The 23,461-nt window shown below is 73.9% G+C and carries 24 protein-coding genes; 14 read left to right on the top strand and 10 right to left on the bottom strand.

All coding sequences use genetic code 11. The features are described from left to right. Positions 1 to 13: 13 nt before the first annotated feature. Together DEJ51_RS14475 and DEJ51_RS14480 are read left to right on the top strand one after the other, a co-directional pair. Positions 14 to 751 carry a futalosine hydrolase gene (locus DEJ51_RS14475; RefSeq protein ID WP_150261922.1) on the top strand — a complete coding sequence of 246 codons (738 nt, stop codon included), beginning with the start codon at positions 14 to 16 and terminating at the stop codon, positions 749 to 751. Further along, complete coding sequence (locus DEJ51_RS14480) at positions 726 to 1,595, top strand: 1,4-dihydroxy-6-naphthoate synthase (protein WP_150257961.1); 870 nt, start codon at positions 726 to 728, stop codon at positions 1,593 to 1,595. Before DEJ51_RS14475 ends, DEJ51_RS14480 begins: the two co-directional genes overlap by 26 nt. A 76-nt stretch (positions 1,596 to 1,671) precedes the next feature. Here the strand turns inward: DEJ51_RS14480 and DEJ51_RS35735 are convergent, their stop codons facing one another. Beyond that, a complete protein-coding gene (locus DEJ51_RS35735; protein WP_030012939.1) occupies positions 1,672 to 2,055 on the bottom strand; it encodes a cold-shock protein in 384 nt (127 codons plus the stop codon). Positions 2,056 to 2,233: 178 nt separating this feature from the next. Here DEJ51_RS35735 and DEJ51_RS14490 point away from each other — a divergent pair, with 178 nt between their 5' ends. Further along, on the top strand, positions 2,234 to 2,485 hold the full coding sequence (locus tag DEJ51_RS14490; protein WP_030387359.1) for a hypothetical protein: 252 nt from the start codon (positions 2,234 to 2,236) through the stop codon (positions 2,483 to 2,485). Positions 2,486 to 2,504: 19 nt separating this feature from the next. On the opposite strand, the gene DEJ51_RS14495 is transcribed toward DEJ51_RS14490, so the two are convergent. Continuing rightward, positions 2,505 to 3,122: an HAD family hydrolase gene (locus tag DEJ51_RS14495; protein ID WP_223835807.1), complete on the bottom strand. Its 618-nt coding sequence runs from the start codon at positions 3,120 to 3,122 to the stop codon at positions 2,505 to 2,507. Positions 3,123 to 3,290: 168 nt separating this feature from the next. Between DEJ51_RS14495 and DEJ51_RS14500 the strand changes: the two genes are divergently transcribed. Both DEJ51_RS14500 and DEJ51_RS14505 read left to right on the top strand, forming a co-directional pair. Continuing rightward, complete coding sequence (locus tag DEJ51_RS14500; protein WP_150257963.1) at positions 3,291 to 3,791, top strand: SigE family RNA polymerase sigma factor; 501 nt, start codon at positions 3,291 to 3,293, stop codon at positions 3,789 to 3,791. A gap of 9 nt (positions 3,792 to 3,800) precedes the next feature. Continuing rightward, entirely contained in the window at positions 3,801 to 4,643 is an 843-nt protein-coding gene (locus tag DEJ51_RS14505; RefSeq protein WP_150257964.1) for a hypothetical protein, read from the top strand. Between the two features lie 9 nt (positions 4,644 to 4,652). Here DEJ51_RS14505 and DEJ51_RS14510 read toward each other — a convergent pair whose 3' ends face one another. Further along, entirely contained in the window at positions 4,653 to 5,657 is a 1,005-nt protein-coding gene (locus DEJ51_RS14510) for a hypothetical protein (RefSeq protein WP_150257965.1), read from the bottom strand. Between the two features lie 86 nt (positions 5,658 to 5,743). On the opposite strand from DEJ51_RS14510, the gene DEJ51_RS14515 reads away from it, so the two are divergent. From DEJ51_RS14515 to DEJ51_RS14525, 3 genes are read left to right on the top strand one after another with little or no spacing between them, the layout of a single operon-like run. Beyond that, on the top strand, positions 5,744 to 8,230 hold the full coding sequence (locus tag DEJ51_RS14515) for a helicase-associated domain-containing protein (protein ID WP_150257966.1): 2,487 nt from the start codon (positions 5,744 to 5,746) through the stop codon (positions 8,228 to 8,230). An 11-nt stretch (positions 8,231 to 8,241) separates the two neighbouring features. After that, positions 8,242 to 8,529: a hypothetical protein gene (locus DEJ51_RS14520; RefSeq protein ID WP_150257967.1), complete on the top strand. Its 288-nt coding sequence runs from the start codon at positions 8,242 to 8,244 to the stop codon at positions 8,527 to 8,529. Positions 8,530 to 8,533: 4 nt separating this feature from the next. Further along, complete coding sequence (locus DEJ51_RS14525) at positions 8,534 to 9,127, top strand: DUF4291 domain-containing protein (protein WP_223835808.1); 594 nt, start codon at positions 8,534 to 8,536, stop codon at positions 9,125 to 9,127. Positions 9,128 to 9,146: 19 nt separating this feature from the next. Here DEJ51_RS14525 and DEJ51_RS14530 read toward each other — a convergent pair whose 3' ends face one another. Then, the gene (locus DEJ51_RS14530; RefSeq protein ID WP_150257969.1) at positions 9,147 to 9,689 is read right to left on the bottom strand and encodes a DoxX family membrane protein; all 543 of its coding nucleotides are present in this window, start codon (positions 9,687 to 9,689) and stop codon (positions 9,147 to 9,149) included. A gap of 399 nt (positions 9,690 to 10,088) precedes the next feature. Between DEJ51_RS14530 and DEJ51_RS14535 the strand changes: the two genes are divergently transcribed. Further along, on the top strand, positions 10,089 to 11,732 hold the full coding sequence (locus DEJ51_RS14535) for a DNA repair helicase XPB (protein ID WP_150257970.1): 1,644 nt from the start codon (positions 10,089 to 10,091) through the stop codon (positions 11,730 to 11,732). Here DEJ51_RS14535 and DEJ51_RS14540 read toward each other — a convergent pair. Beyond that, on the bottom strand, positions 11,690 to 12,409 hold the full coding sequence (locus DEJ51_RS14540; RefSeq protein WP_223835809.1) for a glycosyltransferase 87 family protein: 720 nt from the start codon (positions 12,407 to 12,409) through the stop codon (positions 11,690 to 11,692). The genes DEJ51_RS14535 and DEJ51_RS14540 overlap by 43 nt on opposite strands. 137 nt (positions 12,410 to 12,546) lie before the next feature. Beyond that, positions 12,547 to 12,726, bottom strand: coding sequence for a hypothetical protein (locus DEJ51_RS14545; RefSeq protein ID WP_150257972.1), 180 nt, complete (start codon positions 12,724 to 12,726; stop codon positions 12,547 to 12,549). A gap of 216 nt (positions 12,727 to 12,942) precedes the next feature. Between DEJ51_RS14545 and DEJ51_RS14550 the strand changes: the two genes are divergently transcribed. Together DEJ51_RS14550 and DEJ51_RS14560 are read left to right on the top strand one after the other, a co-directional pair. Next, entirely contained in the window at positions 12,943 to 13,584 is a 642-nt protein-coding gene (locus DEJ51_RS14550; protein WP_150257973.1) for a hypothetical protein, read from the top strand. A gap of 214 nt (positions 13,585 to 13,798) precedes the next feature. Next, on the top strand, positions 13,799 to 15,892 hold the full coding sequence (locus tag DEJ51_RS14560; protein ID WP_150257974.1) for a HelD family protein: 2,094 nt from the start codon (positions 13,799 to 13,801) through the stop codon (positions 15,890 to 15,892). A gap of 170 nt (positions 15,893 to 16,062) precedes the next feature. On the opposite strand, the gene DEJ51_RS14565 is transcribed toward DEJ51_RS14560, so the two are convergent. After that, positions 16,063 to 16,749 carry a copper homeostasis protein CutC gene (locus tag DEJ51_RS14565; RefSeq protein WP_150257975.1) on the bottom strand — a complete coding sequence of 229 codons (687 nt, stop codon included), beginning with the start codon at positions 16,747 to 16,749 and terminating at the stop codon, positions 16,063 to 16,065. Between the two features lie 124 nt (positions 16,750 to 16,873). On the opposite strand from DEJ51_RS14565, the gene DEJ51_RS14570 reads away from it, so the two are divergent. Together DEJ51_RS14570 and DEJ51_RS14575 are read left to right on the top strand one after the other, a co-directional pair. After that, positions 16,874 to 17,545, top strand: a complete 672-nt coding sequence (locus DEJ51_RS14570; RefSeq protein WP_150257976.1) for a hypothetical protein — start codon at positions 16,874 to 16,876, stop codon at positions 17,543 to 17,545. Between the two features lie 63 nt (positions 17,546 to 17,608). Further along, positions 17,609 to 18,823, top strand: coding sequence for a Cmx/CmrA family chloramphenicol efflux MFS transporter (locus DEJ51_RS14575; RefSeq protein ID WP_150261923.1), 1,215 nt, complete (start codon positions 17,609 to 17,611; stop codon positions 18,821 to 18,823). Positions 18,824 to 18,832: 9 nt separating this feature from the next. Here the strand turns inward: DEJ51_RS14575 and DEJ51_RS14580 are convergent, their stop codons facing one another. Both DEJ51_RS14580 and DEJ51_RS14585 read right to left on the bottom strand, forming a co-directional pair. Beyond that, positions 18,833 to 19,729, bottom strand: a complete 897-nt coding sequence (locus DEJ51_RS14580; protein WP_190620390.1) for a hypothetical protein — start codon at positions 19,727 to 19,729, stop codon at positions 18,833 to 18,835. 116 nt (positions 19,730 to 19,845) lie between these two features. Beyond that, a complete protein-coding gene (locus tag DEJ51_RS14585; protein ID WP_150257977.1) occupies positions 19,846 to 20,757 on the bottom strand; it encodes a helix-turn-helix domain-containing protein in 912 nt (303 codons plus the stop codon). Between the two features lie 559 nt (positions 20,758 to 21,316). Here DEJ51_RS14585 and DEJ51_RS14590 point away from each other — a divergent pair. Continuing rightward, positions 21,317 to 22,540, top strand: a complete 1,224-nt coding sequence (locus DEJ51_RS14590; RefSeq protein WP_150257978.1) for a serine hydrolase domain-containing protein — start codon at positions 21,317 to 21,319, stop codon at positions 22,538 to 22,540. Here the strand turns inward: DEJ51_RS14590 and DEJ51_RS14595 are convergent. Beyond that, complete coding sequence (locus DEJ51_RS14595; protein ID WP_223835810.1) at positions 22,440 to 23,441, bottom strand: helix-turn-helix domain-containing protein; 1,002 nt, start codon at positions 23,439 to 23,441, stop codon at positions 22,440 to 22,442. The genes DEJ51_RS14590 and DEJ51_RS14595 overlap by 101 nt on opposite strands. Positions 23,442 to 23,461: the final 20 nt, after the last annotated feature.

A 23,461-nucleotide genomic window follows, 5' to 3' on the forward strand; every position in this document is an offset into this window, starting at 1 on the left:
CCGGGCGGCAGTGGTGCGCGCGCTCGTCGTGACCGCGGTGGCGGCGGAGGCAGACTCCGTCACCACCGGTCTGACCCCTCATCCGGACGCGTTCGGTCCTGAGCCACGCACCTTGCCCGGCGGCTACCTCGTCAACCGCCGGGACCTTCCGGGCATCGCCTTCGACGTGCTCGTCGGGGGCGTCGGTCCGGCGGCGGCCGCCGCCGGGACCGCCACCGCCCTGGCCCTCGCCGACTACTCGCTGGTGGTCTCCGCCGGCATCGGCGGCGGGTTCGCGCCCGCCGCCCCGCTCGGTTCCCTGGTGGTCGCCGACGCGATCGTCGCCGCCGACCTGGGGGCCGAGACCCCCGACGGCTTCCTGGACGTGGCGGAACTCGGCTTCGGGCACGGCGTGCACCTGCCGCCCGCCGAGCTCGCCGCCCGCGCCGCCGAGGCGACCGGGGCGCTGCTCGCGCCCGTGCTGACCGTCTCCACCGTGACCGGGACCGCCGCCCGGGCCGCCGTGCTCACCGCGCGGCATCCGATGGCCGGGGCCGAGGCGATGGAGGGTTTCGGGGTCGCGGAGGCGGCCGCCGCGCACGGGCTGCCCGTACTGGAGATCCGCGCCGTGTCCAACGCCGTGGGCCCCCGTGACCGTGCCGCCTGGCGGATCGGGGACGCGCTCGCCGCGCTCGCCGACGGCTTCCGCGTGCTGGGGCCCGTACTCGCGAACTGGGGAGAACGCCATGAGCACCAGCATCAGCACCGGTGAACCGCTGAAGATCGCCTACTCGCCCTGCCCTAACGACACCTTCGTCTTCGACGCGTGGGCGCACGGCCGGGTCCCGGGCGCTCCCGACCTCGACGTCACCTTCGCGGACATCGACATCACCAACGGCATGGCCGAGCGCGGTGAGCTGGACGTGCTGAAGGTGTCGTACGCCGTGCTGCCGTGGGTGCTGGAGGAGTACGCGCTGCTGCCCTGCGGCGGGGCGCTGGGGCGCGGCTGCGGCCCGCTGGTGCTGACGCGCGAGCCGGGCCTGGACCTGACGGGGAAGACGGTCGCGGTGCCGAGCGAACGCTCCACCGCCTACCTGCTGTTCCGGCTGTGGGCGGCGGACGTGCTGCCGGAGGGCGTCGGCGAGGTCGTCGTCCTGCCGTTCCACGAGATCATGCCGGCGGTCCGGGACGGCCGGGTGGACGCCGGGCTGGTGATCCACGAGGCCCGGTTCACGTATCAGGACTACGGACTGCACCGCCTGGCCGACATGGGTGAGCACTGGGAGTCCACGACCGGCCTGCCGATCCCGCTCGGCGCGATCATCGCCCGGCGCTCGCTGGGCGCGGAGCGGCTGCGGGCGCTGGCCGAGTCGGCCCGTACGTCGGTGCGGATGGCCTGGGACGACCCGGAGGCCTCCCGCCCGTACGTCCGCGCGCACGCCCAGGAGCTGGACCCGGCCGTCGCCGACCAGCACATCGGTCTCTACGTCAACGAGTTCACCGCCGACCTCGGCGACTCCGGCTACGCGGCGGTGCGCGGGCTGCTCACCCGGGCCGCGGCCGAGGGACTGGTACCGGCCATCCCGCCCGGTTCGCTGGACTTCCCGCAGGGCTGACCGCCCCGCGCACACGGCTGCGCCCCGCCGCTCTTTCGAGTGGCGGGGCGCAGCCGTACGCGTGACGGCGCGGGGCTCAGACGTCGAGCTGGTCGGCGACCGCGCGCAGCAGTCCGGCGATCTTCGTGCCGTGCACCTTGTCGGGGTAGCGGCCGCGCTCCAGCATCGGGGTGATGTTCTCCAGCAGGGTCGTGAGGTCCTGCACGATCGAGGCGAGCTCGTCGGGCTTGCGCCGCTGCGCCGCCGCGACGGAGGGTGCGGGGTCCAGTACCGTCACCGAAAGTGCCTGGTCACCGCGCTGACCCGCGACGACACCGAACTCGACGCGCTGGCCGGGCTTGAGGGCGTCCACCCCGGCGGGGAGCACCGACGAGTGGACGAAGACGTCGCCGCCGTCGTCGCGGGAGAGGAAGCCGAAGCCCTTCTCGCTGTTGAACCACTTGACCTTGCCGGTAGGCACGTCCGTCCTCTGTCCTTGTGCTCGTCGGGGGTCCGAAGGGCCGCGAACGGCTCCGGACAACAGCGCAGCGGGCCATGAGTGACCCGCCACCTCAAGGCTAATGGTCGGGAGCCGGGTGACAAGACGTTCTCCGGTCCTTCACGGTCGGCTGCTTCGGCCAGGGAACTACCCTGGTGAGGTGACTGTTACTCCTCATTCCGACGAAGCGCGGCCCGGCGACGGACTCGTGAAGGCCGGCGGCATCGTGTTCATCGCCGGGGCCGTGGCCACGCTGGCGACCATGGCTCCGCTCTTCCTCGACATCGACCCGTTCCCGCCGTACGCGTGGGCGGTCTGCATGCTCATGGGTGTCGGCTTCGCCATCTCCGCGGCGGGCGTGCTCCGCTCGGCCGCGGCGCAGCGCAGGGCGGCCCGGGCCTCGCAGGCGTAGGCCCGCTCCTCTCCTACGGCTAGACGGGCTGCGCGGCGACGTACTGCGCGAGCCACTGCGGCAGCGCGGTGAGGTCGGGCAGCACCACGTCCGCGCCCGCCCCGCGAAGCTCCTCCTCGGGGCACGGGCCGGTCGGCACCGCCACGGACAGCGCGCCGGCCGTGCGGGCACCGCGTACGTCGCCGACGTGGTCGCCGACGTAGACCTGTGCCCCGTACTCGCGCAGCGCACCGGCCTTGGCCTCCGCCCAGAGCCAGCCGACGACCGCGTCGGCCTCGATGCCGAGGTGCGACAGGTGCAGACGGGCGTTGGGCTCGTGCTTGGCCGTGACGACGATCGCGCGGCCGCCGAGTGCCTGGACGGCCCCGATCGCCTCGCGGGCGCCCGGCATCGCCGGGGTCGGCCCGATGGCGTACGTGGGGTAGATCTCCCGGTAGCGCTCGGTCATGGCCGGGATCTCGGCCTCCGGGAACCAGTGCGCGAGCTCCTCCTCCAGCGGCGGACCCAGTCGGGTGACGGCCTCGTCGGCGTCGATGAAGGTTCCCGTCTCGGCCGAGAGGGCCTGGTAGGTGGCCCTGATTCCCGGGCGGGAGTCGATGAGGGTCATGTCGAGGTCGAAGCCGACGGTGAGGTTCATACCTTCCATTGTGCCGAGGCGGCCGTACGGGAGACCGACTGCGGGCCTACACCGGGGGAGCGCCCGCCGAGGACTGCCCGACCGGAATTCCTCGCGTCCGTGCTCAACCTTTTCCCGGCGGCAGTGCTCAGGGCAGGGGTGAGAGACACCATGTGAAGGGGAGGGCGGATGCCACCAGGCACCGAGCACGACTTCGAGGCCTTCGCCCGGGGCAGTCAGCGCAGGCTGTACCGCACCGCGTACCTGCTGTGCGGGAACGCGGACGGCGCACGTGATCTGACCCAGACCACGCTCGCGAAGCTTTTCCAGCACTGGCGGCGGGTGTCCACCGCCGACCACCCCGAGGCGTACGCGAGGACCGTGCTGACCCGCACCTTCCTCGCCGAGCGCCGGCGCCGGCTGCGCGACCTGCTGGCCCACCGGCGCGCCGATCCGCCGCCCCGGCCCGAGCACGCCGACCTGCGCGTCACCCTGCTCGCCGCGCTGGCCGAACTCCCGCCGCGGGCCCGCGCCATGGTCGTCCTGCGCTACTGGGAGGACCTGAGCGTCGAGACCGTCGCCGAACTGCTGCGCTGCAGCGAGGGCACGGTCAAGAGCCAGTGCTCACGCGCCCTGGTGAAGCTGCGCGCGCGGCTCGGCGAGGCCCACATCTACGCGACCGAGAGCTGAGGAGACACCATGGGTACCAACGAAGACCGCACCGAGGACCGGGCCACGGCCGTGCTCGTCCGGGACGCGATGGACCGTGCGCTGGCGGAACTGCCCACCACGGCGGACCTGGTGGGCCCGGCCCGCGCCCAGGGCCTGCGCCGCAGGGCGCGCGTCCGGGCGGCGATCGGCGGTGCGGTACTGGCCGTGGCCGGGCTCGGCCTGGCCGGAGCCTTCGTCCTGCCGGGCGACGGCGACGACCGGGGGGCGACGGGATCCACCGGGGTCGTGGACGTGGCCGGGCCGCCGACGAGCTCCGCGCCGCCGCCGCCGATCCACCTCGAACCCAGCCCGGGCGAGTCGTCGATGGCCGACCTGCCGCCCGCCGAACGGGCCCGGCAGGAGAACTTCCAGAACCAGGCCGTCGGTGTGCTCCAGCAACTGCTGCCGCCGTCGGTCGGCACCGTGCAGCGGATCGACCTGAGCGTGCGGCAGTACCAGGGCAGCAAGGACGGCAAGACCTTCCGCATCATCTTCTCGGTGCGGCCGTCCGAACCGGGCATGGCGCCCCAGACCTGCCGCGAGATCAAGGACACCGTCTGCTCGAAGGCCACCCTGCCCGGCGGCATCCGGGCCGACGCGGCCGTCTCGCCGATCAACAACGGCAACGTCACCGAGTCCCGGGTCTGGTTCCGCTACGGGGCCAGCGACGTCTCGCTGAGGGTCGGCCCGCACGACGCGTCGAACACCTCGGCGCCCGTCACCGGCCAGCAGCTCCTCGACGTCGCCGGGTCCGCCGCCTTCCTCGACCTGGTCAAGGCGGCCGACCGCGACCCGGTGGAGGAAATGCAGCGCACGGTCATCGGCGGCTGACCGGGCCGTCTAGCGCCGCCGCGCCCGCCACACCAGGTAGGCCGCGGAGGCCAGCGCAGCGCCCCGCAGGACCCACGGCCACATCCCGTGCATCGCCCCGCTCAGCTGGTCGTCCGGCAGGGTCTCCCCCCACTTGCCGTTCATCCGGCCCCACACCCACAGCACCGCCCCCGCGAGCACCGCGCCGGGCGGGCCGAAGACCGCCCATTTGCGCTCCGCCGGACCCAGCACGCGCGAGGCGAACGGAAGGAACCAGCCGACCACGAGGAGCAGCCAGTAGCCGCTGACCATGCCGACGACGAGGACGGCCGCCGCCAGCAGCAGGAAGGCGTTCGGCCGCGGGCGGGCGGCCGGGGCCGCCGGGGCGTCCGGGCCGGCGGCCCCGGCCGCCGCGTCCTTCCTCGCACGCCGCCGCTCGCGCAGGAACCGTACGAGGCTCCGCGCGCCCCCCTCGTCCTTCCCGGGCGGGGCCGGCGCCGCCTCCTTCTCCGCCTGCTCGTCCTGCGGTCCGTCCTTGAAGAGGTCCGGGATCTCGATGCCGCCCGCGAAACCCTCGACCTGCGGGCCCGCCCCGTACGTCCCCGGGCTCACCCGCCACCAGTCGGGCTCGGCCCCGCCGGAGGGGCCGAGCTCGTCCAGCCCGGCCAGGTGCGGCGGCACGTTCTCGGGCTCCGCCGCCGGGCGGGCCGGGGGTGCGTTCCTGCCGCGCGGGCGGCCCGGTCCCCGCTGGACGGGGACCGACAGGCCGGCGTCGGCGGGCGCCGCCGGGGCGGGGGCCCCGCCCTGCCGGGAGCCGAGGGTGTCCAGGACCTCCTCGGGGGTGCCGATCCGCTCCAGGATGCGCCGTACGGCGGCCGGGGTGTCGGGGTCGTACTTGGCGCGCCGACGGTCGATCTCGTCCCGCAGCCCCGACACCAGCCTCATCCGGTCGCCCGAGGACAACTGCCGCTGCTGCGCCAAGTCCCCGACGCGGCTCAGATATTCGTAGACCAGATGGTCGCTCTCGATCCCCACGCCCAGGCTCCTCCCTTACCCCCTGCCCCGAAGGTAGCGCGTGCGCCCGTGGAGCTGCCGCGGGCGCAGCGGATACCGTTGACCGGATGGGGACCGGCCGACTGACCGGCCGACGCGACCAGGAGGCGACTGTGCCCGAGGCAAGCACTGCGGCGGGATCCGCCGGCGGGAGCCCGGCGGGAAACTCCCCGCGTTCACTCGCCGAGGCGCTGCGCGCCCGTGACGACGCGGCACTCGCGGCCCTGTTGCGGGCCCGCCCGGACCTGCTCGGACCGGTGCCCGGCGATGTGACGCAGCTGGCCACCCGGGCGGGCACCCGGGCCTCGGTGGTGCGCGCCCTGGACCGGCTGGACCGGTTCGCCCTGCAGACCGCCGAGGCGCTCGCGGTGGGCCCGGACCCGTGCCCGTACCCGGTGCTGGAGGGGCTGCTGACGGGCGGCGAGGACGAACGCGCCCGCGCCGCGCTCCCCGGCGCCCTGGCCACCCTGCGCGACCAGGCCCTGGTGTGGGGCGACGAGGACCGGCTGCGGCTGGTCCGCACGGCGCGCGAACTGCTCGCCCCGTCCGCGTCCCGGCCTTCGCCCACCGGGCTGGGGCCGACCGTCGCCGAGGCCACGGCCGGGATGTCGCCGACCCGGGTGCAGGAGATCGTGGCGGCCGTCGGGCTGCCCGCCACCCACGACCCGGTGTCCGCGGTGACGGCCCTGACCGGCCTGTTCACCGACCCGGAGCGGATGTCGGCGCTGCTGGACGAGGCTCCGGCGGAGGCGCACCAGGTGCTGGGGCGGCTCGTGTGGGGCCCGCCGTACGGCGAGGTGACACCGAATCCGACGCCGCCGGTGCGCTGGCTGCGCGACCGGGGGCTGCTGCTGCCCGCGACGGCGCGGACCGTGGTCCTGCCCCGCGAGGTGGCCCTGCACCTGCGCGGTGGGCTCGCGCACCGGGACACCGCGCCGGTGGCTCCGCCGGTGCCCGCGCACCGCGAGCACCGTCCACAGCTTGTGGACGCGAACGCCGCCGGGCAGGCGCTGGCCGCGCTGGCCACCGTCGAGGAACTGGTGAAGTCCTGGGAGCATGCGGGCCCGCCGGTGCTGCGGGCGGGCGGGCTCTCCGTACGGGACCTGAAGCGGACCGCCGCCGCACTGGACACGACCGAGCAGCAGGCGGCCTTCTGGGCCGAACTGGCCTACGCGGCCGGTCTGCTGGCCAGCGACGGGGAGGCGGACGAGCGGTACGCGCCCACCCCGGCCTTCGACGACTGGCTCGAACTGCCGCCCGCCGAGCGCTGGTCGCACCTCGCGGCGGCCTGGCTGCCGGCCACCCGCACGGCTCCGCTGGTCGGCGAGCAGGACGCCAAGGGGCGCACGCTCTCCGCGCTCGGCCCCGAACTCGACCGCTCCGCCGCCCCCGAGGTGCGCCGACGGGTCCTGGAGCTCCTCGGCGACCTGCCGGAGGGCGGCGCGCCCGACCCCGACGCCCTGCTGGCGCGGCTCGCCTGGGAGCGGCCCGTACGCGGCGCGAGCGATCTGCGGGCCCGCCTCGCGCACTGGACGCTGGCCGAGGCGGAGGTGCTCGGCGTGACCGGCCGGGGCGCGCTGTCCGGGCCCGGCCGGGCCCTGCTGGAGCACCGCGACCCGGCGCCGCTGCTGGCCCCGCAGCTGCCGGAGCCGGTGGACCACGTACTGCTGCAGGCGGACCTGACGGCCGTGGCCCCGGGGCCGCTGCGCCGCCCGCTGGGCGACACCCTCGCCGTACTCGCGGACGTGGAGTCCAAGGGCGGGGCGACGGTGTACCGGTTCACGCCCGGCTCGGTGCGCCGCGCCCTGGACGCCGGCCATGCGGCCGCGGACCTGCACGCCTTCCTGAAGGAGCACAGCCGCACCCCGGTGCCGCAGCCGCTGGCCTACCTGATCGACGACGTGGCGCGCCGGCACGGCCACCTGCGGGTGGGCGCGGCCTCCTCGTACGTGCGCTGCGACGACGACGCGATGCTGGGCGAGATCCTGGCCGACAAGCGTTCGGCCGGGCTGGGTCTGCGCCGCCTCGCGCCGACGGTGCTCGCGGCGCAGGCGGATCCGACCGTGCTGCTGGAGGGGCTGCGGTCGATGGGCTACGCGCCGGCCGCGGAGTCCCGTACCGGCGACGTGCTGGTGGCACGGGCCGACGCCCGCCGCACCCCGGCCCGCTCGGCGCCCGTACCGGTGCCGGAGGGGCCGCCGGTGCCGGACGCGACACTGCTGGCGGCGGCGGTACGGGCGATCCGGGCGGGTGACGTGGCGGCGACGGCGGTGCGCAAGGAACCGGCGGCGGCCTCGGCGTCCGCCGTACCGGGTGAACTGCCGCGCACGAGCGCGGCGGAGACCCTGGCGACGGTGCAGGCGGCCGCGCTGACCGGGTCGGCGGTGTGGATCGGGTACGTGAACGCGGAGGGTGCGGCGAGCCAGCGGGTCATCGCGCCGGTCCGGGTGGAGGGCGGCTTCGTCACCGGGTACGACCACACGGCGGACGAGGTACGGACGTACGCGCTGCACCGGATCACCGGTGTCGCGGAACTGGCGGACGACCAGGTGTAGGAGGGGTTCCGGTGGGGCGGACGGTCACGGTGCAGGGCGTGGTGTTCGAGCTCGACGAGCTGGTCGCGGTGCACCTGCAGCGCGGATACACGGGCGGGGTGCTGGACCTGCGCACGGCGGACGGCGAGCACCACACCTTCGAGTTGTCGATCCGCGACTCGGCGGCCGACCACGCGGCGTACCTGGTGCTGAAGTACGAGTCCGGCTGCTACACGGAGACATGGCCGCGCTGGGGCGGCTCGCGGTCTGCGCCGGCGCCGAAACCCGATGGCCGTCGGGATGACGAGCCGTCATCCTGAGCGCATGTCCGACGATGTACCGAACCGCCAGATACGCGCGGCGCACACCGACACCACGATCACCGTGTACCAGGCCTACTCCCCCTCGCTCGGGTTGCCGGCCGCGCGCGACGGCCGTTTCCCGCCCGCCTGGAAGCGGGAGCGGATGACGTGGATCAAGCCGTCGTTCCTGTGGATGATGTACCGCTGCGGCTGGGGGACCAAGGCCGACCAGGAGACGGTGCTGGCGGTCGAGATCACCCGGGAGGGCTTCGACCGGGCGCTGCGCGACGCCTGCCTGTCCCACCACGTGCCGGACGTGCACGGGGACCGGGCCGCCTGGAAGGAGTCCCTGCGGGCGGCTCCGGCCCGGGTCCAGTGGGACCCGGAGCGGGATCTGCGGCTGAACCCGCTGCCGTACCGCTCGCTCCAGCTGGGCCTGTCGGGGCCGGCCTCCCGGGCCTACGCGGACGAGTGGACGGTCGCGATCCGTGACGTGACGGGCCTGGCCCGGGAGATCCGCGGCCTGCTCGGGGCCGGGGACGAGGCGGCCGCGCGCGCCCTGCTGCCCGCGGAGACCCCGTACCCGGCGGGTCCGCTGCCCCACCTGGGGGCGTAGCCGGGCGGCCGCGGTCGGTTCAGTCGCGGACGAGCAGGACGACGAATCCCGCCACGGCGCCCACCAGCAGGGCGATCAGGGCGTGGCGGGGCCGGTTCTCGCGCAGCACCGGAAGGTGGTGGTCCACGGCGAAGCGGCCGGGCCCGGTGAGGGTGAGGGCGACGACCGCGGCGAACAGCACCACTTCGAGTTCGACGCCCTTGGGCGGGAAGTAGGCGCTCAGGCCCCGGACATCGAGGATGTTGATGAAGACACCGGTCAGGGCCGCTCCGGCGAGCGGGGTGAGCAGGCCGAGGGCGAGGCCGAGGCCGCCGAGGGTCTCGGAGAGGCCCGCGATGACGGCCATGGCGTCCCCGGCGGGGTAGCCGGCCATCGAGAAGCCCTTGCCGGTCGCGGTGAGACCGGGGCCGCCGAACCAGCCGAAGAGCTTCATCGTGCCGTGGCCGGCCATGCTGAGGCCGACGACGAGCCGCAGCAGGAGCAGGCCGGCGTCGTGGGTGACGGTGGTGGCGGGAGCCGCGGAGGTGCTGAAGAGCGGCTGGTCCCAGCGTGCTTGCGTCATGAGGGTCCGTTCCGACGTCGCCAGTGGGCGCCTGGGGGAGCCTGGGGGCGCCTGTCACCCTAGGACGCCCGGCCGCGCCGCACGGGCCGCAACATCACCGCCCGCACCCTCGGCTTCCTGCGACGACCCGTTCGGCCCTGGAACGCCTGACCGCAACCGGGTCGAGCGGCCGGTGCGGCGCGACCGGTGCGGCCGGCGCAACCGGTGCGGCGCGGCCGGCACGGCGCGGCCGGTGCGGCCGGACCGCGAGTTCCACGGCGGCCTCGGCCTGCTGCCGGACGGCCTGGGCCGCTGACGCCCGGGGCGCCCGCCCGGTGCCCCCGCCGAAGCGGCGTGTTCCCACCCTCCGCGCCGTACGGCACACTGGAGGTTTGACCTGAATGAAACGGGGCGCCGCGCGTGAATGGTCCACTCATCGTCCAGAGCGACAAGACCCTCCTCCTCGAAGTCGACCACGAGCTCGCCGGAGCCGCCCGGCGTGCCATCGCCCCCTTCGCCGAGCTGGAGCGGGCCCCCGAGCACATCCACACCTACCGGATCACCCCGCTCGGCCTGTGGAACGCCCGGGCCGCGGGCCATGACGCCGAGCAGGTCGTCGACGCGCTCGTCGAGTACTCCCGCTACCCCGTCCCGCACGCACTCCTCGTCGACGTCGCCGAGACCATGGCGCGCTACGGCCGCCTGACCCTCTCCAAGCACCCCGTGCACGGACTGGTCCTCACCAGCACCGACCGGCCGGTGCTGGAGGAGATCCTGCGGTCCAAGAAGATCGCCCCGCTCGTCGGCGCGCGGCTCGACCCCGACACCGTGGCCGTGCACCCGTCCGAGCGCGGGCAGATCAAGCAGACGCTGCTCAAGCTGGGCTGGCCCGCCGAGGACCTCGCCGGCTACGTGGACGGCGAGGCGCACCCGATCGACCTGGCCGAGGACGGCTGGGCGCTGCGCCCGTACCAGCAGCAGGCCGTCGAGGGCTTCTGGCACGGCGGCTCCGGGGTGGTCGTACTGCCCTGCGGCGCCGGCAAGACCCTGGTCGGCGCCGGAGCCATGGCGATGGCCAAGGCGACGACGCTGATCCTGGTGACGAACACCGTCTCGGCCCGCCAGTGGAAGCACGAGCTGGTCAAGCGGACCTCGCTGACCGAGGACGAGATCGGCGAGTACTCCGGCACCCGCAAGGAGATCCGGCCCGTCACCATCGCCACCTACCAGGTCCTGACGACCAAGCGGAAGGGCGTCTACCCCCACCTGGAGCTCTTCGACTCCCGCGACTGGGGCCTGATCGTCTACGACGAGGTGCACCTGCTGCCCGCGCCCGTCTTCAAGTTCACCGCCGACCTGCAGGCGCGCCGCCGGCTCGGCCTGACGGCGACGCTGGTGCGCGAGGACGGCCGGGAGTCGGACGTCTTCTCCCTCATCGGCCCGAAGCGCTTCGACGCCCCGTGGAAGGAGATCGAGGCGCAGGGCTACATCGCGCCCGCCGACTGCGTGGAGGTCCGGGTCAACCTGACGGAGTCGGAGCGGCTCGCGTACGCGACGGCCGAGACCGAGGAGAAGTACCGCTTCTGCGCGACGACCGCGACGAAGCGCAAGGTCACCGAGGCACTGGTGGCCAAGCACCGTGGTCAGCAGACCCTCGTCATCGGGCAGTACATCGACCAGCTCGACGAGCTGGGCGAGCACCTGGACGCCCCCGTGATCAAGGGCGAGACCTCCAACGCCCAGCGCGAGAAGCTCTTCAACGCCTTCCGCGAGGGCGAGATCAGCGTGCTGGTCGTCTCGAAGGTCGCGAACTTCTCCATCGACCTGCCGGAAGCCACCGTCGCCATCCAGGTGTCGGGCACCTTCGGCTCCCGCCAGGAGGAGGCCCAGCGCCTGGGCCGTGTGCTGCGGCCGAAGGCGGACGGCCACGAGGCGCGGTTCTACTCGGTCGTCGCGCGCGACACGATCGACCAGGACTTCGCGGCACACCGCCAGCGTTTCCTCGCCGAGCAGGGGTACGCCTACCGGATCATGGACGCCGACGAGCTGCTGGCCGACGGCTGACTCCGGCAGGCCCGGGCGGTCAGGACGGCCAGCAAGGGAGCGCACCAGACCCACAGCGGCGGCCAGTCCAGGACGAGCGCCCGGGCCGCGTCGGCCAGATGCCGGGTCCAGAACTCGGCGGAGGCCTCGGGCAGGACCAGCAGCCCGAGCAGGGCGGTCCCGGCCGAGGCCGCCAGCGCGGTGAGCCCGGCGCGGACGCGACGGGTCAGCAGGAGGTACGCGGCGATCGCCGCCGGGGCGAGGGTGATCCCGGCGGCGACACCCAGCGCGAAGCCCTTGCCGAGCGCGGAGCGCGGCCGGCCGAGGTCCCACAGGACCAGGCACGCGAGAGCCAGATTGATCAGCCCGGCCAGCGGGGCCTGGAACAGCGGCTGCAGCCACAGCCCGCCGATGGTCGCGGCCAGTACGGGCCCGGGCCGGGACCGGAGTCCCGCGAGGCGGCAGGACAGGGTGATCAGCAGAGCGAGCAGGCCGGCGTTGCCGAGGACGAGAACGGCCTTCAGCGCCCCGCTCGGCAGCCAGGCGGCCGGCGTGAACAGGATCGCGGCGAACGGCGGATACGTGGTGGGCGGCCCCCACTCGGCCGCGGAGAAGCCCTGGACGAGGGCGTCGGCCACCGGAATGCGCAGGGCGATGCACAGCACGCCGAGCAGCAGCAGCGATCCGGTCAGCAGCACACCGGCAAGAGACGACGGTGAGCGGCTGGGAACGGGACTCGGGGTCACCCGCGTGACCCTAGTGGATCAGTGGATCAGTGGATCAGTGGATCGGTGGATGGGCCGCGCGGGGCCCTGGCCCGGGGGCAGTGGCGTGTTCAGTGGCGTATGACGCCCGCGTCCTCGGTGTATTCACCGAGCACGACGACGCTCACGGCGGTCGCCGCGAAGATCTTGACGGCGCGCAGCATGCCACCGAGGCCGTTGCGCTGACGGGAGTCGGAGTCGGCGCCGCTAGGACGGCTGCCCTGGATCGGGGTGAAGGTTGCGGGGCTCATGAATCCATGGTCCGTTTTCGCGGCCTCCCGCACATCGCTCCCGGGAGGGAACCTCATGAGCCCCCGGGTCCTCCTCCCGTCGCATGCGCACCCCTAGGGGTGGATACCAAGGTCTGACACTCCCCGGTACGACACCCGTCCGGATGCAGTGCGGCCGGCCGCGGCGGACCCTGGGAAGGTCCGTGTGCCGACGACCCCGTCAGGGGAGTGATCCGCATGACCCACCGTTCCCGGACCCAGCGCCTCGCGCTGCTCTCCACGGCGACGGCCCTGGTCACAGCCGGGCTGCTGCCGTCCACGACCGCGTTCGCCGCGCCGCCGCACCGCGCTGCGGCGGTGGCCTCGGCGGTGGCCGCGCCCACGCCCCCACCCACACCCGCTCCCACGGCGTCCCCCGCGGAGTCGGTGAAGACCACCGATCCCCCCAGCGGCATCACGGCCGAGCTCCCCGGGAAGGCCAAGGTGCGCTCGGGCGCCATCCCCATGGAGGGCGGTTCGATCGACGCCCGCGTGTACGGGGTGGACACCCCGGACGGAGCCACCGGCTTCGCCGTCTACGACATACCGGGCGACCGTCTCCCGCTGGAGGACGCCCTCAAGGGCTTCGTCGACGCGTACGGCCTGATGGGCGGCGGAACCCTGACCAGCTCCGACGTCCGCAAGACGACCGTGGACGGCCACCCGGCCCTCGACGCGACGCTCACCGGCAAGGAGGGCGACGAGTCGATGACCGGCTCCATCCGCTTCATCTCCGACGACGACCACCTCGTCATGGCCCTGACCTACGGCGGCGCGGAGAACGAGAAGGACCTCGAAGCGATGCACCAGCAGCTCCTGGACTCCCTCCAGATCCCCTGACCCGCTGCCCCCTGCCCCCTGCCTCCCGCCCCAGCCCCAGCCCCAGTCCCCCTGCTCTCCGTGGTCCCCGCCCCCGTTATTCGTTCGCGCCGCACCGCCCCGGTGGCTAGAATCTCCGCTCTTGCCGCCTCCCGCCGCCTCATCGGGGAGAGCCGCCCTCCGGCCGGAAACCGGCGGGCCATCTGTTCCGCATCCAGCAGCTGGAGGCAGTTCCGTGCCCGCGCACGCCCCCGAGACCACGCACGACGACCCGACCCCCACCACCGCGCCCGTCGACCCGCTGGGCCGTGAACGGGCCCACCTCACCGCCTCGCGTTCCGCCCTGCGCGCCATGCGCGAGGACGTCCAGTCCCTCGACATCCGCGACGTCACCGCGAACTGGGTCAACGCGGCCGTCCTGCAGGCCCAGATCGACGACCGCATCAAAGCCCTCGCCGACCTCGCCCACACCCCGCTCTTCTTCGGCCGCCTCGACTACCTGCACGCACCCGGCGCGGACCTCGCCGAGGGCGCGGAGGGCGAGCAGTTCTACATCGGCCGCCGCCACGTCCACGACGCCGACGGCGACCCGATGGTCATCGACTGGCGCGCGCCCGTCTCCCAGCCGTTCTACCGGGCCTCCAAGACCGACCCGCAGGACGTCTCCCTGCGCCGCCGCTTCGGATACACCGGCGGCGAGCTGACGGCGTACGAGGACGAGCACCTGTCCGACCCGGGCGAGGCGGCCGCGGTCAGCAAGCTGCTCCAGCAGGAGATCGAGCGCCCGCGCGTCGGCCCCATGCGGGACATCGTCGCGACGATCCAGCCCGAGCAGGACAAGCTGGTCCGCTCCGGCCTGGGCGGTTCCGTCTGCGTGCAGGGCGGCCCCGGCACCGGCAAGACCGCCGTCGGCCTGCACCGGGTCGCGTACCTCCTCTACGCGCACCGCGACCGCCTCGCCCGCACGGGCACGCTCGTCATCGGGCCGAACCGTTCCTTCCTGCACTACATCGAGCAGGTCCTGCCGGCCCTCGGCGAGCTGGAGGTCAAGCAGGCCACCGTCGACGACCTGGTCGCCCGTGCGGACGTCGAGGTACGCGGCACGGACTCCGCCGAAACCGCCGTGGTCAAGGGCGACGCCCGGATGGCGCAGGTGCTGGACCGCGCCGTCCGCTCGCACGTCACCCGCCCCACGGAGCCGCTGATGGTGGTCCGCGGCTCGCGCCGCTGGCGGGTACCGGCGTACGAGCTGGAGGAGATGGTCGAGGAGCTGCAGAAGCGCGACATCCGCTACGGCGCCGCCCGCGAGGCACTGCCGCAGCGCATCGCGCACGCGGTGCTCGTACGGATGGAGCAGGCGGGCGAGGCCCCCGACGACCGGGTGCAGGACGCGGTGGCCCGCAACGCGGCGGTGAAGGCGGTGGTCAAGGAGGTCTGGCCGGCCGTCGAACCGGCGAAGCTGGTCCTGCGGCTGCTGTCCGACCCCGAGTTCCTCGCACTGCACGCGGCGGACGTGCTCACCGAGGACGAGCAGAAGCTCCTGCTGTGGCCGAAGCCGTTCCGCAGCGTGAAGTCGGCGAAGTGGTCGGCGGCCGACCTGGTGCTGATCGACGAGGCGGCCGACCTCGTGGAGCGGACGCATTCGCTGGGCCATGTGGTCCTCGACGAGGCCCAGGACCTGTCGCCGATGCAGTACCGGGCGGTGGGGCGGCGCTGCACCACGGGCTCGGCTACGGTCCTCGGCGACCTCGCACAGGGCACCACGCCGTGGGCCACGCGCAGCTGGGAGGAGGCCCTCGCGCACCTGGGCAAGCCGCAGGCGGTGCTGGAGGAGCTGACGGCGGGCTTCCGCGTGCCGCGCGAGGTGATCGCCTACGCCTCCCGGCTGCTGCCGTCGATCTCCCCGGGCCTGGCCCCGGTCTCCTCCGTCCGCGAGACGCCGGGCTCGCTGCGGGTCGCGGAGGTCCCGGACCTCACCGCGGCCGTGCTCGCCGCCTGCCGCGAGTCGCTGGCCCATGAGGGCTCGATCGGCCTGATCGCGGCGGACGCGCGGGTCCCGGTGCTGGCGGAGGCCCTGTCGGCGGCGGGCCTGCCGTTCCTGTCGCCGGGCGAGGAGACCACCGCCGAGTCGCGGCTGACCCTCGTCCCGGCGTCGCTGGCGAAGGGCCTGGAGTACGACTACGTGGTCCTGGACGAGCCCGCGGCGATCGTGGACGGCGAGCCGGACGAACGGACGGGCCTGCGTCGGCTGTACGTCTGCCTGACCCGCGCGGTCTCGGGCCTCTCCGTGCTGCACACGGCCCCCCTGCCCGAGCCGCTGCTCCCCTGACCCGAGGCTCCGCCCCCGTATTCCAGCCCCGCCGGCGACACTCCAGCCCCGCCGGCGTTTGAGGCGCGGGGTCCGGGGCGGAGCCCCGTATTCCAGCCCCGCCGGCGTTTGAGGCGCGGGGGTCCGGGGGCAGGGCCCCGGCAGCGGTGGCGCGCCGACCGCCGACCCCGTCAGTCCAGTACGGCCCGCCACTCGGCGACGGCCGCCGCCGAGACCGGCCCGGCCCACCCGGAGGGACGGGCCGCGCCACCGATGTGGAAGGCGTCGATCCCGCCCGCGCGCAGCACCGGCAGGTGCGCGAGCGTCAGCCCGCCGCCCACCAGGATCCGCGCCCCGTACCCCGGCTCGCCGACCCGCTCCGCCTCCGCGAGCAGGACCGGCAGCCCGGCCGACACCCCCGCCGCGGAGCCCGCCGTGAGGTACGTGTCCAGCCCCGGCAGATCGGCCAGCGCCTTGCGCAGCTGGTCCCGGTCGGCCGCGCGGTCGATCGCCCGGTGGAAGGTCCACCGGCAGCCGTCCAGCTCCGCGACGACCGCCTCGACCGCGGCGAGGTCGGGGGCGCCGTCGGCGTCCAGGAAGCCGAGGACGAACTCCTGCGCGCCTTCCGCCCGCAGTTCCCGTGCCGCCCTGACCAGCTCGGACACGTCGCCGGCCGCGAACCCGTCCGTCCTGCGGAGCATCACGCGCAGCGGGATGTCGACCGCCGCCCTGATCGCCGCGAAGGTCTCGCGCGGCGGGGTGAGCCCGTCGGCGGCCATGTCGGTGACCAGTTCGAGTCGGTCCGCCCCACCGGCCTGGGCCGCGACCGCGTCCTCCACGTCGAGGGCGATCACCTCCAGGAGCGCACGGTTGCTCATTCGATCCCATCCTTCTTCGGCAAGCTCGGGAACCCCTACCAAGGGAGAGGTCTAGTCCAATATTCAGAATACGGGCCTCCACCCGCCCTTCACCAGCACAATCGCGCCACCCCACAATGTGCCCATGGACACAGGCACCCCGAGCAGCGACACCCACCCGGACACCGCCGGTCTGCGGGCCCGCTGGCAGGCGACCGTCACCGCCGCCGGCGCCCCCGCCGACCGTGATCCCGCGCCCTACGCCGACCGCCTCCTCGCCGCCTGGGCGGAACCGCAGCGCCGCTACCACACCACCGCGCACCTGGCCGACGTCCTCGCGCGGATCGACGTACTGGCCCCGCACGCCGCCGATCCGGCCGCCGTGCAGCTCGCCGCCTGGTTCCACGACGCCGTCTACCGACCCGACCGGTCCGAGAACGAGGAGCGCAGCGCCGCCCTCGCCGAGCGGGCCCTCCCCGAGCTCGGCATCGGCCCCGCGCGCACCGCCGAGGTGGCCCGCCTGGTCCGGCTCACCGTCACCCACGACCCCGCCCCCGGTGACACCGACGGCGAGGCCCTCTGCGACGCCGACCTGGCCGTCCTGGCCGGTGATCCCGACGCGTACGCTGCTTACGCGGCCGCCGTCCGCGCCGAGTACGGTTTCGTCCCCGACGACGCCTTCCGCACCGGGCGCGCCGCCGTCCTGCGCCAGCTCCTCGGCCTGCCGCGGCTCTTCCGCACCCCCTACGGAGCCGCCCACTGGGAGGCTCCGGCCCGCGCCAACCTGGCCGCGGAGCTCGCCGCTCTCGCCCCGTAGGGAATTCGATCGCGTTCGCACCGGTTGGTGACAGTCATGCCCTCAGCAGTCGCACGCCCCCGCATGCCCGTCGCCGTGTACGTCCTCGGACTGTCCGTGTTCGCACTCGGCACCAGCGAGTTCATGCTCTCCGGGCTGCTGCCGCCCATCGCCGAGGACATGGGCGTCACCATCCCGCAGGCGGGCCTGCTCATATCCGCCTTCGCGATCGGCATGGTCGTCGGAGCGCCGCTGCTGGCCGTGGCCACCCTGCGGCTCCCCCGCCGCACCACCCTCATCGCCCTCATCAGCCTCTTCGGCCTCGGGCAGGTCGCGGGCGCGCTGGCCCCCACGTACGAGCTCCTCTTCGCCTCCCGCGTCGTCTCCGCGTTCGCCTGCGCCGGCTTCTGGGCCGTGGGCGCGGCCGTCGCCATCGCCATGGTCGACAAGGACCAGCGGGCCCGTGCGATGGCCGTCATGATCGGCGGTCTGTCGATCGCGAACGTCCTCGGCGTCCCCGCCGGTGCCTTCCTCGGCGAGCACCTGGGCTGGCGCTCCGCCTTCTGGTCGGTCGCCGCCGCCTCCGCGATCGCCCTCGTCGGCATCCTGGCGCTGATCCCGAAGATCCCGCTGCCCGCGCAGAGGCCGTCGCTCGGGCGCGAGCTGCGCATCTACCGCGACCGCCAGGTGTGGCTGTCCATCGGCGTCACCGCGCTGGCCGCAGGCGGCGTCTTCTGCGCCTTCAGTTACCTGTCACCGCTGCTCACCGACGTGGCCGGGCTGGACTCGAAGTGGGTCCCGTGGATTCTCGGCCTCTTCGGCATCGGCGCGCTGGCCGGGACCACCGTCGGCGGCCGGGTCGCCGACGCGCACCTGTTCGGTGTGATGATCTGGGGCATCACCGCCTCCACCGTCTTCCTCACCGCGCTCGCCCTGCTGGCCGGCGCCGCCGCCGCGGCGGTCGCCCTGGCCTTCCTGCTCGGGTTCTCGGCGTTCTTCACCGCCCCGGCGCTCAACGCCCGCATGTTCAACGTGGCCGGCGCCGCCCCGACCCTGGCCGGCGCCACCACGACGGCCGCCTTCAACCTCGGCAACACCGGCGGTCCCTGGCTCGGCGGCACCGTCATCGACGCCGGCCTGGGCTTCGCCGCCACCGCCTGGGCGGGAGCCGCGATGACCGTCACCGCGATCGCCCTCACGGTGCTCGCCCTGCGCCTGGACCGCCGTACGCCGCCGCGCGCCACCCGCGTGGTCACCGGCAGCAGCGCCCCCGCCGCCCCGGCGCCCACCCACGCCTGACGACGCCCGCTACCCGTCCCCGAAGATCGCACCGGCAGAGACCGCGGTGACGGCACGCCGGAGCCAGCGGCCCAGGGTCTCGGCGTCACCGCAGCCGATGATCCGCTCACGAACCGCCTCGGGGACATCGATACCCCGTTCCGCGAGAACGGCCAGGACGTCCTCGGCCGCGCGACGCGCCTCGCCCTCGGCCCGGCCCTCGGCCCGGCCCTCGGCCCGGAGTTCCTCGGAGAGGGACGACTTGTAGAAAGAGAGGTCCACGGCCACCAGCTTCCTCCAGAGTGCTGCGGATGGGTGCTTGCCCATGCCTTGTGCGATGAATTCGACGATCGGGTTTGCGAGGACTGCGGGGGTGTCCCTCAGCACGTTGGTCATCGCTTTGAGTATGGCTCCGATGTCCGGATTCGTGGCGTGGGTGATCGCGGCCAGGGTGGCGAGCGCCAGGTCCTTCCGGACTTCGGCGGGGTTGGTGATCAGAGGCATGTTGTGCGGCCCTGCCACCAGCGGGCACAGGGTGAGCAGGGGCCACTGTGGAGGCCCGAAGCTGACCGGTCGGGCGGCCCATTCTGCGGTCGAGCGGTCTTGGCAGACGACCAGCAGCATCGGCTGCAGCCGGTACTTCGTGAGGAGGTAGGAGGCGTAATACGCCCAGCTGGCGGGCTTGTCCGGGTCCTTCTTGCCTTGGGCCTCGACGGCGAGGAGGAAGGACCCGTCGCCCTCCGTGTCGAACCGCAGCAGGGTGTCGACGCGGCGTTCCAAGGGCTGGGTCTCGGTGAGGTCGTTGGGCAAGACGGTGAACGACGTGGGTGGGGCGAAGTCGACGCCGAGCACCTCCGACACCCGGGAGAAGAGCTCTGGGTGTTCCTGGAAGATGCGGTGCATCGCCTCGTGGGGCGAGCTGACCATCGGGGTTCCTGTGGGACTCGTGGGTTGGGGAAAAGGCCTCTGGTATATGCCGTGGATGCGTCTTGCGGGGAGCGTAGGGAGCGGTGCCGTACGGAACGGGCCGATGCGGCGATGGTTCACCCCGAGGGGTGAACCCCGGGCGGTTCGGTCAGGCGGCCGCGGCAGCCATTGCAGGTCGCCCCACGCTCCGGGCCGCGGAAGGCGTGGTCGCAGAGGACGCAGTTCTGGAGCGGGTGATTCCTGGCGGCCGCAGGGTCCGCCGGTGCCGCCTTGACGCGGAACGGCGGCATGGGCGGGAGCTGGGCCGTGAGGCGGTGGGCCACGAGGGCGGCCGGGCGGTACAGGGGCTCCGCCGGCAGGTCGGCGGTCAGGGCGTGGTGCACGGCGCTCGGAGACAGGTCGCGCTCCAGCCAGGCCGCGACTCCGGGGGCGAGGTGCTCGACCTCGGTGACGGAGAGCAGCAGGCGCGGATCCCCGCGGCGCAGGCCCGCGAGGACCTCGACGGCGGACCGGAGCAGGTCGGGGGCACGGTACGCGGGCTGCGGCACCGCGGGCAGGGCGCGGCGCGTCGGCTCGCCCTCCTGCCGGGCGGCGCGCCGGGGCGTCGGTCGCGGCCGGTCCGTGACGCCGGAGCGGCCCGGCTGGTTGCAGGAAACCGTACGGGTGACGACGCGGCCGCCGCTGGTGCGTTCGCAGGTGCGGCGCAGGTAGCCGTGGGCCTCCAGCTCGCGCAGGGCGGCGGCAATCCGGGTCTTCCCCTCGGGGAAGCGGGCGGCCAGGGTCCGGATGTCGATGAGCGCGCCGCCGGGCAGGGACTGGATGTGCACGGCCAGGCCGATGGCCAGCAGCGACAGCTCGGCGTGCTGGGCGAGGTGGTTGCCGATCACCGTGAAGCGGGCGGTGTGACGGGTGTTGTCGTGGATGACGCCGCCGGACCGGGTGCGAGCACGGGTTCGCCGGGAGGGGTGGTTTTCCCCGTCGTTGCGGGACTGGGCGTCCGGGCGCGCGCTAGTGTTCTGCGTATCCATCAGGAAGGTACTGCTTCCTCGGTGGTCAGGCCCCCGCACTGGGATTGCAGTCCCGGCGGGGGCCGACGTATGTCAGCGGTGATGTGGTGCGTCGCGCTGAGCGTAGATCAGGCAACCCTCCCCGAAGCCAGCCAAGTTGGCATATTTCACTCAAGCGAGTGAGCGTGCCTCCATGGGCGGGAGGGGGTGGGGTTGGGTGTGGTGCTTTCTCTCCCGTGTTCTGGATCCCGGGATCGTCCCCGCCACCGGAGTCCCACCGGGCGGGCTCCGGTGCGCGAGCGATTTCCGCAGGTCAGGCAGTTCGGCCCGATGGCCGCGGCCGGTACTGTCAGCAGGACTGCCGGGCCCGGCCCCAGCGGCCCCGCCCTCCCGGTGGGCGGCGACTACGGCCCCCCGCCGGTCGACGTCCGGGTCCGGCTTCCGCCCGGCCCGACCGGGAAGGGGCGGGGGACGGGGCCCGCCGGGCCCGGTCGCCGCGCCGGAGCCGGGTTCCTACGATGGGAAGGTCCGCTCGGGGATCAGAGGGCCGCTCGGGGACGAGCGTCAGGGGTGATCCTCCATGGGCCGGTACCGCACGCCCACCGTCCTGGCAGCCGCCTCGCTGCTGCTGACCGCGCTGTGCGCGGGCCAGGCTCCCGCCGCCGCCCCGCCGGGCCGGGTCGACATCGACCCCGTGATCGCCGAGCAGCTCGACGACGCGATCACCGCGGCCATGCACAAGGCCGCCATCCCCGGGGTGGGCGTCGGCCTGTGGATCGACGGCGAGGACCCCTACGTGCGCGCCTTCGGCACCTCCGACAAGGCCACCGGCGTACCGATCAAGACCGACATGCACACCCGCATCGGCAGCGTCACCAAGACCTTCACCGTCACCGCTGTCCTCCAGCTCGTCGACGACGGGAAGGTGCGGCTGGACGCGCCGATCTCCACGTACCTCGACGGCGTGCCGGGCGGCGACCGGATCACCGTCCGGCAGCTCGCCGACATGCGCAGCGGCCTATACAACTACACCGAGGACCCGAGCCTGCTGGCCGCGTACAAGGCCGACCCGCACCGCGCCTGGACCCCGCAGGAGCTGCTGGACACCGCGTTCCGGCACCCCGCCAACTTCCCGCCGGGCACGCGCTGGGAGTACTCCAACACCAACACCGTCGTGCTCGGCCTGCTCGTCGAGAAGGTCGGCGGGCAGCCCCTGCACACCTACCTGCAGCAGCATGTCCTCGAACCGGCGGACCTGGACTCGACCTCGCTGCCGACCGGCGCCGAGATCGCGTCCCCGTTCGTGCACGGCTACACGAACTTCACCCCGAACGGCGCGACCGTGGACGCCTCCGCCTGGAACCCGTCCTGGGCCTGGTCGGCCGGCGCGATGATCTCCACCATGGACGACCTGCATTCCTGGGTCCCGACCCTGGTCACGGGGAAGCTGCCCGACGGCGACCGGCTGCTGGAGCCGGGCACCCAGGCCCAGCGGCTGCGCATGCTGCCCACCGGGCACCCTGACATCGGCTACGGGCTCGGCATCGCCGAGCTCGACGGCTGGATCGGCCACAACGGCGAGCTGCCCGGCTACGAGACCATCGCCGTCCGGCTTCCGCAGGCCCGCGCCACCATGGTGATCGTGGTGAACTCCGACGTCGACGGAAAGTTCGGCAACCTGAGTTCCCTCATCGCCAACACGGTCACCAAGATCGTGACTCCGGAGCACGTCTGGGAACTTCCGGCGGCGGCCCAGCCCAACGCCGTCCCGGAACCGTCCCCGAATCCGAGTCCGAGTTCGTAGGCCCGCGGCCGGTGGCGTCCCCGCCGGGCGGTCGCACAGTGACGCAGTCGTTGCAGGTGTGCGGATCCGGGCCGCGGTAGCCGCGGTCGCAGGACCCGCAGTTGCGGAGCGGATGTCTGGCCGCCGGGGGGTCTTCCGGGGCGCGGAAGCGCGGTACGGGCGGGAGCTGGGCGGCCAGGCGGTGGCCCACGAGGGCGGCCGGGCGGTGCAGGGGCACCGGCGGCAGGTTCGCGGTGAGGGCGCGGTGCACCGTGCTCGGGGACAGGTCGCGCTCCAGCCAGGCCGCGACCCCGGGGGCGAGGTGCTCGACGTCCGCGGCGGAGAGCACGAGGCGGGGATCCCCGTGGTGGAGCCCGGCGAGGACCTCGACGGCGGACCGGAGCAGGTCGGGGGCGGGGTACGCGGGCTGCGGCACGGCGGGGAGGGCGCGGCGCGTCGGCTCGCCCTCGCGGCGGGCGGGGCGCCTGGGCCCCGGTTTCGGCGGAGGGCGGTCCGGGTCTCCGGACCGGCCCGGCTGGTTGCAGGACACCGTACGGGTGACCACGCGGCCGGTGTCGGTGCGTTCGCGGGTGCGCCGCAGATAGCCGTGGGTCTCCAGTTCGCGCAGGGCGGCGGCGATCCGGGTCTTGCCCTCGGGGAAGCGGGCGGCGAGGGTCCGGATGTCGACGAGGGCGCCGCCCGGGAGGGACTGGATGTGGACGGCCAGGCCGATGGCCAGCAGCGACAGCTCGGCGTGCTGGGCGAGGTGGTTGCCGATCACCGTGAAGCGGGCGGTGTGGCGGGCGTTGTCGTGGATGACGCCGCCGGACCGGGGGCGCGCACCGGTTCGCCGGGAGGGGTGGTTTTCCCCGCCGTTACGGGACTGGGCGGGCAGGCGCACGCTAGTGTTCTGGGTATCCATCAGGAAGGTACTGCTTCCTC

This window comes from Streptomyces venezuelae, from assembly GCF_008642275.1.
Lineage (GTDB): Bacteria > Actinomycetota > Actinomycetes > Streptomycetales > Streptomycetaceae > Streptomyces > Streptomyces venezuelae_E.